Source organism: Burkholderia sp. HI2761 (genome assembly GCF_002223355.1).
In the GTDB taxonomy this organism is placed as follows: domain Bacteria; phylum Pseudomonadota; class Gammaproteobacteria; order Burkholderiales; family Burkholderiaceae; genus Burkholderia.
Map to the genome: position 1 here is coordinate 1,748,865 of NZ_NKFN01000007.1, position 13,228 is coordinate 1,762,092.

A 13,228-nucleotide genomic window follows, 5' to 3' on the forward strand; every position below is an offset into this window, starting at 1 on the left:
GCTTCGATCGCGCTTTTGTAAGACGTTTGGTTGCCGAAGGCGTCTGACGACATCGGACGGTCGCGTTGCACCCGTAAAAATGTAAAGCTAGGGTTTTCACCGGCAAATGCCGGAAACGCCCACCGCACAAGCGTTTCGGGCCGTTATGTAACCGTTTGGTGAACCGCCGCGTTGCGTCGATCATACGATGACCGACCGCACATGTTGGGAAACAATTGGTAATCCGTCAGAATCGCGTCGGCATGTACTCGCACATGTGTCGGTCATAAAACCACACCAGAAAAGAAACATTCTTTGAGGACGGAGAATCAATGAAAAAGCGCGTCGCTTTCGCCATGACGGCAGTGGGTCTCGCCGCCGCTACCGCCGCCCACGCCCAGAGCAGCGTGACCCTGTACGGTATCGTCGACAACGCCATCGCTTGGCAGAACAACTCGTCGGCTACCGGTGCGACCACCGGCGGTCACTCGAAAGTACAGATGGCCACCGGCATTTGGGCGGGCAGCCGCTTCGGCCTGAAGGGCAGCGAAGATCTTGGCGGCGGCACGAAGGCGATTTTCCAGTTGGAAGCCGGCTTCAACGCGAACAACGGTTCGTCGCAGTGGACCAACGGCATCTTCACGCGTCAGGCATGGGTCGGTATGACCAACGCGACGTACGGTACGCTGACGGCCGGCCGTCAGTACACGGCGTACTACACGCTGCTGTCGCCGTATAGCCCGACGACCTGGCTGACCGGTTACTACGGCGCGCACCCGGGCGATATCGACTCGCTGGATACCAGCTACCGCGCGAACAACTCGCTCGTCTACATGTCGCCGAAGTTCTACGGCTTCACGGTCGGCGGTTCGTACTCGTTCGGCGGCGTGGCAGGCGCGACGAACCGCGGCTCGACGTGGAGCGCGGCGATCCAGTACCTGAACGGCCCGGCAGGCATCGCGGTCGGCTACCAGAAGGTCAACAACTCGACGCTCGGCGGCGGCGTGTGGGGCGCGAACTCGACGGTTCAGAACGGCCTGACGACAACGGGCGACGGCAACCAGCCGGCAGTTTCGTCGATCAACAACGGCTACGCGACCGCGCAATCGCAGCAGCGTCTCGCCGTGACGGCGGGCTATCAGTTCACGCCGGCATGGGATATTTCGGCGTCGTACTCGAACGTCCAGTACACGCCGGGCACGGGTTCGTTCTTCCGGAACAAGGCCATCTTCAACACGGCTGGCGCAGTGCTGCACTGGAAGGCAGCTGCTCAGTGGGACTTCGCGGTAGGCTACTCGTACACGGCGGCAACGCAGTCGAACGGTGTCTCGAGCGCGGCGAAGTACCACCAGGTCACGCTGTCGCAGTACTACAGCCTGTCGAAGCGCACGGGCCTGTATGCGGTTGAGGCTTATCAGCACGCAAGCGGCAACACGCTGAACGGCAAGGGCAACGGCATCATCGCGGCCACCACGTCGATCGGTGACGGCGTGGGCGCAGGTTCGAAGCAGAACCAGATCGCCGCTGGCGTCGGCCTGATCCACCGCTTCTGATGTCGCGCGGCGCGCGAGCGCCGCTCACGGCATGCGGTATGAAAAAACCGGCTTTCGAGCCGGTTTTTTCGTTTACGTCGCGAGCGTTCGCCCGATCCTCGGGATCACTGATCGATCGGCGACTTCAGCGGCTGATGCTCGCCCGTCAGTCCGAACACGACGAGCTGCGCGGGCTCGGTTGCGCTCGCGTTGCGTGACACCTGATGGCGCGAGCCCGGCGGCTCGTACCAGCCTTCGCCGGCGCGATAGCGGCGCAGCGGGCCGCCGTTCACCTGCGACAGCACTTCGCCTTTCGACACGACGGCGAACACCGAGCCGAGATGCCGGTGCGCTTCGGACGCCTGACCGGGCGCATAGTCGACCGTCGCGACGACGACGTGCTTGCCGGGCGCTTCGGGCACGGCCTGCTGCATGATCGCGTGCACGGCGTCGCCGGCGTCGTGCGCGTGGGCGGCGGCCGGCAGTGCCGCCGCGAGCACGAGCACGAACCCGGCGTACGGCGCGACGCGATGGAGCGGAGAACGGATCATCGTCGGCTCCTTACTCGGGCATCTTGCGGAACGCGATCGCGAAGCGGTTCCACGAGTTGATCGTCGCGATCAGCATCGACAGGTCGAACAGTTCCTCGTCGGTGAAGTGCGGCTTCACGGCTTCCCAGACGGCGTCGGGCACATGGTTGCTTGCCACCAGCGTCAGCGCCTCGGTCCATTCCAGCGCCGCGCGTTCGCGCTCGGTGAAGAACGGCGTTTCGCGCCACGTGACGACGGTCGCGAGACGGCGGTCGGTTTCGCCGCCCTTGCGCGCGTCGGTCGTATGCATGTCGACGCAGAACGCGCAGCCGTTGATCTGCGACGCGCGCAGGCGGACGAGTTCGGCGAGCGGCTTCTCGATCGAGCTCTTCGCGAGGAATTCCTCGGTGTTGCGCATCACCTTGATGGCATTCGGGCTGGCGGCATAGAAGTTCAGGCGCGGTTGCATGACAGGTCCTTTTCGGTTGGGTAGCGCCACGGTGGCGCGACAGGACCTACTTTAGGACGCGTACTGGCCTGCTTGAATAACCAATTTTATGGAAATTCAGGTAACCAGTGATGATCCGCCTGCGAGGCCGGCACCCAGCAAACCGGCCAGCTTCGCGAGCGCCGTGTCGATGCGCAGCGCGTCGATTCCGCCATAGCCGAACAGCAGCCCCGGGCGCACCGGCACGCCCGCGTGGAACGCCGAGATCCCGTACAGGCCGATGTCCTGCGCGCGCGCCGCGCGGACCAGCGCCGCTTCGTCGAGCCCCGGCTTCAGGTACGCGGCGAGATGGATGCCGGCGGTCGGCACGATCGCGTCGAACCACGGCGCGAGTTCGCCGCGCAGGTGCGCGATCAGCATCTTGCGGCGCGCGTCGTAGTGCTTCTGCACGCGTTTCAGGTGCCGCGCGAAATCGCCTTCGTGCATGAAGCGCGCGAGCGCCGCCTGCGTCAGCGTGCACGTGTGCCAGTCGACGATCTGCTTCGCCTTGGCCAGCGCGCCGCGCAACGCGCGCGGCGGAATCGCGTAGCCGATCCGCAGCTCGGGAAAGATCGTCTTCGAGAACGTGCCGACGTACGCGACGAGGCCCGTGCGGTCGAGGCTCTTCAGCGATTCGACCGGCCGCCCCTCGAAGCGGAATTCGCCGTCGTAGTCGTCCTCGATGATCACCGCCCGGCGGCGCTGCGCCCATTCGAGCAGCGCGACGCGGCGATCGAGCGTCATCGGCATGCCGAGCGGGAACTGGTGCGACGGCGTCACGTAGACGAGCCGCGCGTCGTCCGGCAGCCGTTCCGTGACGAGGCCGTGCGCGTCGACCGGCACGCCGATCACCGTCGCGCCGAGCGACGCGAACGCGGCGCGCGCGGGCGGATAGCCGGGATCCTCGACCGCGACGACGTCGCCCGGCCGCACGACCACGCGCGCGAGCAGGTCGAGCGCCTGTTGCGCGCCTTGCGTGACGAGCACGTCGTCCCAACCGCATGCGACCGCCCGGCTGAATGCGACGTAGCGCGCGATCGCGCCGCGCAACTGCGGGTCGCCGGCCGGGTCGTGGTATTGGCCCGGGCCGCGCGCCTGCTGGCGCAGCGCGTGATGCAGGCAGCGCCGCCATGCGTCGAACGGGAACAGCGTCTTGTCGGTCACGCCGCCGCGAAAGTCGAAGCCGGGCGAGTCGTGCGGCGCGGGCATCGCGAGCGCATCGGGCAGGTCGTTCCACAGCGCACGCGCATCGACCGCGTCGATGCGCGGCGTCTCGTCGACGATCGACGGCGCCGACGTCGCCGCGGCGTGCGGCACGCGCGCCAGGCCGTCGGCGACGAACGTGCCGTCGCCGGCGCGTGTATTCAGGTAGCCCTCGGCGACGAGGCGCTCGAATGCGTCGAGCGTCGTCTTGCGCGACACGCCGAGCTGTTTCGCGAGGTCGCGCGTCGATGGCAGCCGCGCGCCGCCTGCGAGACGCCCGTCGACGATCGCGGTGCGCAGTTGCCGGAAGATTTGCCCCGTCAGGTCGTGACGGCCTTCGATGCGGATCGCGATGTCCATCGCAGTGGTTACCTCGATCGGGGTGATTTTGCTCCAACCAGCATACCGGAAGTGGCCGACGCCGACGCCGACGCCGACGCCGGCGGCGGTTCGCGGCGGGCGGCTGTCGCCGCCGTCGCCCGATTGGACCGCGGCCCGTTAGTGCCTTACGATCCACGACACCCTTACCGTGGAGCGACCTCATGCTGTCCGAAGACGAACTGGCGCTGCTCGACGCGATCCGCGCCACCGGCAGCCTGTCGCGTGCCGCCGCGCGGCTCGGCAAGGCGCCGTCGACGGTGTCGCACGCGGCACGCCAGCTCGAAACGCGGTTCGACGCGCTGCTGTTCGACCGGCGCGGCTACCGGCTGCAACTCACGCCGGCCGGACAATTGTTGGCCGACGAGGCCGCGCGCCTGGCGCTCGACGTCGCACGGCTGACGCAGCGCGTGCGGCAGGTCGCGAGCGGCTGGGAGGACCGGCTGTGGATCGTCACCGACGAAGTGCTGGAGTTCGATACGCTGCTGCCGGTCGTCCGTGCATTCGATGCGCTCGATTCCGGCGTGTCGCTGCGCTTCACGCACGAGGTGCTCGGCGGGACCTGGGAAGCGTTGCGCGACGGCCGCGCGGATCTGGTCGTCGGTGCGACCAACGAGCCGCCGGCGATTCCGGGCCTCAAGTGGTTCGAACTCGGTGCGATGGAATGGGTGTTCGCGGTGTCGCCGCGCCATCCGCTGGCGTCCGCGAGCGGCGTGCTGACGCGCGATGCGATCGGTGCACATCGCGCGGTCGTCGTCGCCGATTCGTCGCGACGCGCGGCCGGCCGCGCGTATGGCCTGCTCGGCGGGCAGGCGGTGCTCGCGGCGCCGTCGATGCGCGCGAAGATCCTCGCGCAGCGCGATGCGCTCGGCGTCGGCTGGGTGCCGCGCCGGCGCGTGACGTCGTTGCTCGCGCGCGGCGAACTGGTCGAGAAGCAGACGGCGGACCCGCGCGAGCCGAATCTGCTGTACGTCGCGTGGCACGGCGATCGCGACGGTCGCGCGCTGCAATGGTGGCTGGAGCAACTGCGCGAGCCGAGACTCGTGCAGCGGCTGCTCGACGGGATCGACGTGGTCGGTTGAGCGCGCCCACGCCAACATGTTCGACGTTTTCGAACATGTTCGTCGTGCCGGCCGCACGGCAATGCCGTGCGCCGCGCGCATCCTGTGTTCACGGTCAACTCACCGGTTCACAGGAGAACATCATGCAACGCTTCGAAGGAAAGACGGTCCTCGTCACGGGCGGTAACAGCGGCATCGGCCTGGCGGCCGCCAAGGCATTCGCGGCCGAAGGCGCGCGGGTCCTCATCACCGGGCGCGACGCCGACACGCTGGAAGCGGCCCGTCGAACGCTCGGCGAAGGGGCGCTGGCGATTCGCAACGAAGCCGGCAGCGTCGCATCGGCCCGCGCGCTGGCCGACGCGATCGCCGCCGCCGGCGTACGGCTCGACGCGGTATTCGTCAACGCGGGCGTCGCGAAACTCGCGCCGTTCGCCGACAGCGACGAAGCGATGTGGGATCTCGTCTTCAACACCAACGTGAAGGGCGCGTATTTCCAGATCCAGTCGCTCGTGCCGCTGCTGAACCGCGGCACATCGATCGTGATCAACGGCTCGATCAACGCGCATATCGGGATGCCGGGCTCGTCGGTGTACGCGGCGAGCAAGGCGGCCGTCAATTCGTTCGCGAGGACGCTGTCGGCGGAACTGCTGCCGCAGGGCGTACGCGTGAACGTGGTCAGCCCGGGGCCCGTGCAGACGCCGCTGTACGGCAAGCTCGGCCTCGATGCGGCGGCGCTCGACGAGACCGCCGACAAGATCAGGGGGCTCGTACCGGTCGGCCGGTTCGGCACGCCGGATGAAATCGCGTCGACGGTGCTGCACCTGAGCGCGCCGGAATCCGCGTTCATCGTCGGCGCGGAAATCATCGCGTCGGGCGGGATGGGGCTGCTCTGAGGGGCGAGGCGGGGCGGGGACCGTCACCGGCCGATATGGCGCCGGGCGAGCGGCCCCGTCACATGCCCTATCGGGATGCACAGGCACCACGCGTGGCGCCGCCGGCTTCCAGTTGCGTCACCGTCAACCCCGCGAACGTCGCGCGGCCTTGCTCGGCGAACACGGCCACGCGATCCGCATCGAGCGGCGGGAAGATCAGGTCCGTCAGCACCGCGCGGCCGCCGTTCGCGAATACCTCGACCGACCCGCGATCGACGACGATTTCGAGCCGCAGTTGCCCGTGTTCGAGCGGCAGATCGACGATGTGCTCGCGGCTGAACGTGCCGGCGAAATTCGCTTCGCCGGATTGCGAGCGGTCGAGCGTCAGCGTGCGCTTCGCCGTGTCGTACACGATCCGGGTGCCGATCGAGCCGTCGCTCGAGCGCCGGACGATCAGCCCCGCGCGCGCGGCACGCTGCGGCGAGATCGTCACCGTGATGCGCTGGACCACGCCGCGCGTGGCGGCCGACAGCACCCGGGTAGCGGAGTCGACCGTGACGTCGCCTTCATGCACGGCGGGCCGGCCGTCGGCCCATGCGTCGAAGGCGGCGGCGGGCGCGACGACGAGGCGCGGTTCGCCGTCGATCGTCTTCAGCGACAGTTCGCGCGGCAGCGTGGTCGCGCCGCGCCATGGCGTGGTCGGCACTTTTGCCGCGTAATCCCAGTTGCTCATCCATGCGATCGCGACCGGCCGGGCGCCCGGTGCGCCGGAGAACGTGCCGGCTGCATAAAAATCGGCGCCGTGATCGACCCAGCGGAATTGCGCGGGATCCGAGCCGGCCGGCGCGACGCGGTCGGGCACGAACGTGCGGCCGTCGAAGTTGCCGACGAAATACATCGCGCCGGAACCGCCGGCGATCGACCACGGATTCACGTTGACGATCATCACCCACTTGATGCGGCGGGGATCGCCGTCGAGCGGCAGCGGGACGAGATCGGGCATTTCCCACAGCGCGCCCGCATGCGGCACGTCCGGCAGCGTGAAGTCGCTCAGGAACGACCAGTGGATCAGGTCGTCGGAACGATAGAGCTTCACGACGTGCGCATCGGCGACGACCGTCGTCATCAACCAGTAGCCGCCCGGCGCATACCACGACACTTTCGGGTCGCGAAATTGCTTCGATTCCGGATCGAGCGTCAGCACCGGATTGTGCGCATACGGCTGCCAGGTCGTGCCCTGGTCGAGGCTGTACGCGAGCGACTGGGCCTGTATGCCGGGTGCGTGACCCGAGCCGGGCTTGTAGACGCTCGTATAGAGCGCGACGAGCGGCGTGTGGCCCGGTTTGCCGAGACCGGACGTGTTCAGGGTATCGGCGACGATCGAGCCGGAGAAGATTTCCTCGGTGGCGTTCGCGCGCATCGCGACCGGCTGCTCGCGCCAGTGGACGAGATCGGTGCTGGTCGCGTGGCCCCACGACATGTTGCCCCAGTCGTTGCCGAGCGGGTTGTACTGATAGAACAGGTGATAGCGGCCGTTCTCGTAGACGAGCCCGTTCGGGTCGTTCATCCAGTTGCGCTGCGGCGTGTAGTGGAGGGCGGGCCGCCATTGCGGCGTGCCGTTGTCGGCCTGCGTGTCGCACGCAGCGGCGGCGGCCTGCGTGCAGGCGATGCAAACGAGCAGCAGCCGGACTAGGCGGACGGAAAAGCGGAAAGACGTCGATTTCATGCGGGGCCGGGCGCTTCGGCGGGCGAAGCGGGAAAGGAGGGCGCACGCCGGCTGCAACGGCGGCATGCGCAAGGGTTCGAAAGAAAAGTCGAAAAAAGAGGAGGCGCACACGCGACACGCGCGATACGCGCCTCCTGAACCTCGTGCCTTCAGCGACGATCGTTATCGTTGGCTATCCTGATTGCCGCCGCCGTTACGGGCGGGTGCCCGGGCCGTCGTTGTGGCCGGCCCCCGTCGCCGGCAGGTTCGTCGGGATGTCGCCGTAGCCGCCGAGGCCGCCGCGTCCATACGTGCGGTCGACCGCCGTCGACGTGCCGTTGATGTTGACCTTCACCGTCGGCGCGAGCGTGCCGCCGCGGCGCGGGCCGATCGCATCGATGAACGACTCGACGAGCCCGCCCGGCATCACGTAGTGCGAATACGACTGGAATTCGCGCGGGTTCTGGTTCGGGTCCTGCGAATACGGTGCGCCGGCCGGCGCGGAGAAGTCGGTCGGGTTGCCGAGCACGAGGCCGCTGCCGCCGTTCAGCGGCAGGAAGTCGCTGCGGATGCCGTTGCCGACGAAGCCGTACACGCCGTCCGGGCCGTCGACGCCGGCCGCCATCGTCGTGCGGTGGCTGATCGTGAACAGGTAGTACTTGCCGTCCTTGAGGTAGATCTGCGGGCGCTCGGTCTGGTCGTCGACGCAGTTCGCCGACAGGATCGGCGGCAGGAACTTCCACTCGGTCAGTTGCGGGTTCGTCGCGACCGCGAGGCCTACGTTGGCCTTTTGATACACTGCGCCCGAATTCATCACCGCGTTGAGATCTTCGCGGTTCGGATCGTTCGGCGCGTAGCCGAGATCGGCCTCGGTGCAGGTGCGTGCGCCGCGCTGGCCACCGGTGTTGCCTTCGAACACCATGTAGGTCTTGCCCGGATGGGCGGGGTCGGTGAACACGAACGGATCGCGGAACGAGAAGTAGGTGTTCTGCTGGCCGCTCTGGTAGTACTTGCCGTCCGGTTCCAGCAGCGCCTTGTGATCGTCGAAGCCGCTGAACCACACGTGCTTGTCGTCGGCGTGAATGTGGCCGTCGGTGCGCGTGATGATCGCCTGCGGCGGCGTGATGTCGGCACCGCCGGGCGCCGAGCGGTTGAACGACGTCGCGGTGTAGTAGAGGCTGACGTTGTCGCCGTGCGTGAGGCGTGCGGAGCCCGACCATTCGGCGTTGTTGGTCATCGGCGCGGTGCCGAACACCCGGGCGCTCGCGCCGTCCGGGAACAGGTGGCCGCCCCAGGTCCAGCCGCCGTTCGCGGGACGTTGCGACGCGGGGATGCCGGCGCGGCGATAGAAGAAGCCGATGCGGGCGTGGACGTGACGGTCGTCGAACGTGTAGCCGGCGTGCGGATCGGCGGTGAGCGAGAAGATCACCTCCCAGCCCTTGTAGCTGAGCTGGTTCGCGCGCAGGTCTGCCAGCGGCCACGTGTCCCACACCCACACGTTCGAGTTGATCAGCGGGAAATCCTGCGGGATGTCCGGCATCGTCAGCGCCTGCGGCAGCGAATTCTTGTCGGCGCCGGCGGTATGCGATTGCGCGACGATCTGGCGGATGTCCGCCCGCGTCCAGCGCATCGTGAAATTGCCTTCGGGATCGTAGGCTTGCTGCGTATGGGGTGTGGGCACGGGCGCGCCCGTGCCGCCGGACTGCGCGTGCGCGACGGACGCGAAGGCGGCGAGTGCGCCGCCAGCGAGCAGCAAACGTTTGGCCGCGATCGGGCGGAAAAGGGGAAAGTATGTCATCTCGTCGTTGTTTCCTTGGAAGGTGAAAGTGAACGGCTGAGCGGGCATCGATGTCCAAACCGGTTTGGATGCTATTTCAAACCGGTTTGGAACGCAAAAGATATTTATTTGACGGTAATGATTACCCAATGGAAATAATTACCCGGTCGGCGTGTCCCGGTCGTCGGGCCGCCGGGCGGATCGGCGAATGCGAGGAATGACGATGAAGGTGAATCTGAAGGTGCTGTCGGACGCGCTCGGCTTGTCGCGGACCACGGTCAGTCGCGCGTTGAACGGTTATGACGACGTCAGCGAGGCGACGCGCGAGCGCGTGGCGAAGGCCGCGCGGGAAATGGGCTACGTGGCCGACCCGACCGCACGGCGGCTCGCGACCGGGCGGGCCGACGTGATCGGAATCGTCTATCCGTTCGGCGCCGGCGATCTCGGCGATCCGCGTTTCGGCGAAGTCGTCGCGGGCATCACCGAGCGGCTCGCCGAGCGCAATCTCGATTTCATCATCGCGTCCGCGCGACCGAACGCGGAACTGGACACGTATCGGCGGATCGTCGACGGCAAACTCGTCGACGGGCTGATCGTCGCGCGCACGCTGGTGGACGATCCGCGTATCGCGTACCTGCGAGCGAACGCGTTTCCGTATGTCGCGTACGGCCGCACGCAGGCGGCCGGCCCGTATGCGTGGTTCGACTTCGACAACGAGGCGGGCGCGCGCGACGCGGTGCGCCGGCTGATCGGCTTCGGGCATCGGCGCATCGCGATGATCAGCGCGCCGCTGACGCTGAATTTCGCCGCGCAGCGGCGTGCCGGTTATCTATCGGCATTGCGCGAAGCCGGTATCGAGGAGGATCCGGGGCTGCTCGTCGAGTGCCCGTTTACGCACGACGGCGGGCTGCAGGCGGCGCGGACGTTGCTCGCGCACGCCGAGCCGCCGACCGCGCTGCTGGTCGACAACAACATCGCGGGCGCCGGCGCGTTTCGCACGCTGGCCGACAGCGGGCTGCGCCTGGGCGCGAACATGTCGCTGATCGTCTATGACGGCGTGCCGCCCGATATCGCGCATCCGTATCGCGTCACGGCGGTCGTGCAGCCGACCGGGCATGCATCGGGGCGCGCGCTGGCGGAACTGATGCTGCGGCTGCTGGACGACGGCGTGCGCGATCACCGGCTCGAAGCGCCGGCAATCGAAGCGGGCGATACGGATGGTCCGCTGCGCGGGTAGCGGCGTTGCGCGACGTGCAGCCCCCGACGCGACGGCGATGCCGAGCCGATGCCGAGCCGAGCCCACCCGAGCCGAGCCGAGCCCAGCCGAGCCGAGCCCAGCCGAGCCGAGCCCAGCCGAGCCGAGCCCAGCCCAGCCCAGCCCAGCCCAGCCCAGCCCCGTCGGAAAGGCCATGACGATGGCAGGGCCGAATACGCATTCTTCTAGACGACCGGTCTAATTCAGGAATATCATCCGTTCTCCTTGAATGCGGCGACGTTTCCGCCAGGCTCAAGTAGCGGGACGCCGTCGTTTTATTTCGGCCGCTTCTAGACGACTGGTCTAATAGACGTTTATCGCATGCGGATGAATGAATCGCACGTTGCCGCGCGCCGACGGACTAACCGACAGGCGTGCCGCACCGACGTGCGGCCCCGTTCCCCGTCCATTTTCGAAGGAGTGTCCGATCATGAAGATTCTGGTTGTCCTGACCTCGCACGACACGCTTGGCGACACCGGCAAGAAAACCGGCTTCTGGCTCGAGGAACTGGCCGCGCCGTACTACACGTTCAAGGATGCGGGCATCGAGCTGACGCTCGCGTCGCCGAAGGGCGGCCAGCCGCCGCTCGATCCGAAGAGCAGCGACCCGACCGCCCAGACCGACGCGACGCGCCGCTTCGACGCCGATGCGGCGGCCAAGGCCGAACTCGCGTCGACGCGCAAGCTGGCCGATGTGTCGGCGGACGACTACGACGCCGTGTTCTACCCGGGCGGCCACGGCCCGCTGTGGGATCTCGCCGAGGATCTGCATTCGATCGGCCTGATCGAGCGCACGCTCGCGGCAGGCAAGCCGGTCGCGGCGGTCTGCCATGCGCCGGGCGTACTGCGCCACGTGAAGAACCCGCAAACCGGCGAGTCGGTCGTGCGCGGCAAGCGCGCGACGGGTTTCACCAACAGCGAGGAAGCAGCCGTCGAGCTGACCGAGGTCGTGCCGTTCCTCGTCGAGGACATGCTGAAGACCAACGGCGCGGAATTCGAGCGCAGCGCCGACTGGGCGCCGCATGTCGTCACCGACGGGCTGTTGATCACCGGGCAGAACCCCGCGTCGTCGGCGCCCGCGGCCGAGGCGCTGCTCGCGAAGCTCGGCCACCGCTGAAAGCACGGCGCCGGCCGGGCCGGCGCCGCTTCCTTGCCGTCGTCGGGCGCAGCCGGTCCGCCGGCGGCCCGCATCGTTGCGCCGTGCGCACCACACCGCACGGCGCATTCCCAGCCGTTTTGCAGAACCCAGCAAAGGAGTCGTGGATGTCTGCCCTGTTCGAACCGTTCAAACTCAAGGATGTCACGCTGCGCAACCGCATCGCGGTGCCGCCGATGTGCCAGTACGTCGCCGAGGACGGCGTCGTCAACGACTGGCATCACGTGCATCTGGCCGGCATCGCGCGCGGCGGCGCGGGCCTCGTGATCGCGGAGGCGACGGCCGTGTCGCCGGAAGGGCGCATCACGCCGGGCTGCGCGGGGTTGTGGAACGACGCGCAGGCCGACGCGTTCGCGCCGTCGGTCGCGGCGATCAAGGCGGCCGGCGCGGTGCCCGGCATCCAGATCGCGCACGCGGGCCGCAAGGCGAGCGCGAACCGCCCGTGGGAAGGCGACGACCATATCGCCGATGGCGATCCGCGCGGCTGGCAGACCATCGCGCCGTCGGCGGTGCCGTTCGGTGCGCACCTGCCGAAGGTACCGCGTGAAATGACGCACGACGACATCGCTCGCGTGCAGGCCGACTTCGTCGCCGCCGCGCAGCGTGCGCGGGACCTCGGTTTCGAATGGCTGGAACTGCACTTCGCGCACGGCTATCTCGGCCAGAGCTTCTTCTCGGTGCATTCGAACCAGCGCACCGACGAATACGGCGGTTCGGCCGACAACCGCGGCCGCTTTCTCGTCGACACGCTCGCGGCCGTTCGCAAGGTCTGGCCCGAACATCTGCCGCTGACCGCGCGCCTCGGCGTGATCGAATACGACGGCCGCGACGAAGAGACGCTCGCCGAGTCGATCGCGCTCACGCAGCGGATGAAGCGGGAAGGGCTCGACATGCTGAGCGTGTCGGTCGGCTTCTCGACGCCCACTGCCCGGATTCCGTGGAGCCCGGCGTTCCTCGCGCCGATCGCCGAGCGCGTGCGCCGCGAGGCCGGGCTGCCGGTGTCGTCCGCGTGGGGGATCGACACGCCGCAACTGGCGAACCGCGTGGTCGAGCAAGCGCAGCTCGATCTCGTGATGGTCGGCCGCGCGCACCTGGCCGATCCGCACTGGCCGTATCACGCGGCCAGGCAGCTCGGCGTCGAGCGTCCGTCGTGGACGCTGCCCGCGCCGTACGCGCACTGGCTCGAGCGCTACCGGATCGCCGACGAGGCAGCCTGAGCGGGGCGTCGACGTCGCGCCGGCTGGCCCCGCGCATCGCGCGTGCCGCCGATCCGGCGCCGATGGATAGAATGGC

Annotated in this window: 11 protein-coding genes; 6 read left to right on the forward strand and 5 right to left on the reverse strand. The window is 67.9% G+C overall.

All coding sequences use genetic code 11. The annotated features are described in order from the left end of the window. Positions 1-311 precede the first annotated feature (311 nt). Positions 312-1,532: a porin gene (locus CFB46_RS25490; RefSeq protein WP_027782921.1), complete on the forward strand. Its 1,221-nt coding sequence runs from the start codon at positions 312-314 to the stop codon at positions 1,530-1,532. 104 nt (positions 1,533-1,636) lie between these two features. Here CFB46_RS25490 and CFB46_RS25500 read toward each other — a convergent pair whose 3' ends face one another. From CFB46_RS25500 to pdxR, 3 genes are all read right to left on the reverse strand, one after another. After that, positions 1,637-2,062, reverse strand: a complete 426-nt coding sequence (locus CFB46_RS25500) for a cupin domain-containing protein (RefSeq protein WP_089501686.1) — start codon at positions 2,060-2,062, stop codon at positions 1,637-1,639. A gap of 10 nt (positions 2,063-2,072) precedes the next feature. Further along, entirely contained in the window at positions 2,073-2,510 is a 438-nt protein-coding gene (locus CFB46_RS25505) for a carboxymuconolactone decarboxylase family protein (RefSeq protein ID WP_089501687.1), read from the reverse strand. 96 nt (positions 2,511-2,606) lie between these two features. Continuing rightward, the gene (pdxR, locus tag CFB46_RS25510; protein WP_089501688.1) at positions 2,607-4,091 is read right to left on the reverse strand and encodes a MocR-like pyridoxine biosynthesis transcription factor PdxR; all 1,485 of its coding nucleotides are present in this window, start codon (positions 4,089-4,091) and stop codon (positions 2,607-2,609) included. Positions 4,092-4,273: 182 nt separating this feature from the next. Between pdxR and CFB46_RS25515 the strand changes: the two genes are divergently transcribed. Together CFB46_RS25515 and CFB46_RS25520 are read left to right on the forward strand one after the other, a co-directional pair. After that, the gene (locus CFB46_RS25515) at positions 4,274-5,191 is read left to right on the forward strand and encodes a LysR family transcriptional regulator (protein WP_089501689.1); all 918 of its coding nucleotides are present in this window, start codon (positions 4,274-4,276) and stop codon (positions 5,189-5,191) included. A gap of 122 nt (positions 5,192-5,313) precedes the next feature. Beyond that, positions 5,314-6,063, forward strand: coding sequence for an SDR family oxidoreductase (locus CFB46_RS25520; RefSeq protein ID WP_089502354.1), 750 nt, complete (start codon positions 5,314-5,316; stop codon positions 6,061-6,063). Positions 6,064-6,130: 67 nt separating this feature from the next. Here CFB46_RS25520 and CFB46_RS25525 read toward each other — a convergent pair whose 3' ends face one another. Then, positions 6,131-7,768 carry a glycoside hydrolase family 32 protein gene (locus tag CFB46_RS25525; RefSeq protein ID WP_089501690.1) on the reverse strand — a complete coding sequence of 546 codons (1,638 nt, stop codon included), beginning with the start codon at positions 7,766-7,768 and terminating at the stop codon, positions 6,131-6,133. Between the two features lie 193 nt (positions 7,769-7,961). After that, positions 7,962-9,545 (reverse strand): glycoside hydrolase family 68 protein, encoded by a 1,584-nt coding sequence (locus CFB46_RS25530; RefSeq protein WP_089501691.1) that lies wholly within the window; start codon positions 9,543-9,545, stop codon positions 7,962-7,964. Between the two features lie 187 nt (positions 9,546-9,732). On the opposite strand from CFB46_RS25530, the gene CFB46_RS25535 reads away from it, so the two are divergent. From CFB46_RS25535 to CFB46_RS25550, 3 genes are all read left to right on the forward strand, one after another. After that, positions 9,733-10,761, forward strand: a complete 1,029-nt coding sequence (locus CFB46_RS25535; RefSeq protein WP_089501692.1) for a substrate-binding domain-containing protein — start codon at positions 9,733-9,735, stop codon at positions 10,759-10,761. Between the two features lie 448 nt (positions 10,762-11,209). Further along, positions 11,210-11,896, forward strand: a complete 687-nt coding sequence (locus CFB46_RS25545; protein WP_027782929.1) for a type 1 glutamine amidotransferase domain-containing protein — start codon at positions 11,210-11,212, stop codon at positions 11,894-11,896. Between the two features lie 146 nt (positions 11,897-12,042). Further along, positions 12,043-13,152, forward strand: coding sequence for an NADH:flavin oxidoreductase/NADH oxidase (locus CFB46_RS25550; protein WP_089501694.1), 1,110 nt, complete (start codon positions 12,043-12,045; stop codon positions 13,150-13,152). The last annotated feature ends 76 nt before the right edge of the window (positions 13,153-13,228 follow it).

Bases quoted from the DNA above. Each gene is read 5' to 3' on its own strand.
- CFB46_RS25490 (WP_027782921.1), top strand. From the start codon at position 312: ATGAAAAAGCGCGTCGCTTTCGCCATGACGGCAGTGGGTCTCGCCGCC.
- CFB46_RS25500 (WP_089501686.1), bottom strand. From the start codon at position 2,062: ATGATCCGTTCTCCGCTCCATCGCGTCGCGCCGTACGCCGGGTTCGTG.
- CFB46_RS25505 (WP_089501687.1), bottom strand. From the start codon at position 2,510: ATGCAACCGCGCCTGAACTTCTATGCCGCCAGCCCGAATGCCATCAAG.
- pdxR (WP_089501688.1), bottom strand. From the start codon at position 4,091: ATGGACATCGCGATCCGCATCGAAGGCCGTCACGACCTGACGGGGCAA.
- CFB46_RS25515 (WP_089501689.1), top strand. From the start codon at position 4,274: ATGCTGTCCGAAGACGAACTGGCGCTGCTCGACGCGATCCGCGCCACC.
- CFB46_RS25520 (WP_089502354.1), top strand. From the start codon at position 5,314: ATGCAACGCTTCGAAGGAAAGACGGTCCTCGTCACGGGCGGTAACAGC.
- CFB46_RS25525 (WP_089501690.1), bottom strand. From the start codon at position 7,768: ATGAAATCGACGTCTTTCCGCTTTTCCGTCCGCCTAGTCCGGCTGCTG.
- CFB46_RS25530 (WP_089501691.1), bottom strand. From the start codon at position 9,545: ATGACATACTTTCCCCTTTTCCGCCCGATCGCGGCCAAACGTTTGCTG.
- CFB46_RS25535 (WP_089501692.1), top strand. From the start codon at position 9,733: ATGCGAGGAATGACGATGAAGGTGAATCTGAAGGTGCTGTCGGACGCG.
- CFB46_RS25545 (WP_027782929.1), top strand. From the start codon at position 11,210: ATGAAGATTCTGGTTGTCCTGACCTCGCACGACACGCTTGGCGACACC.
- CFB46_RS25550 (WP_089501694.1), top strand. From the start codon at position 12,043: ATGTCTGCCCTGTTCGAACCGTTCAAACTCAAGGATGTCACGCTGCGC.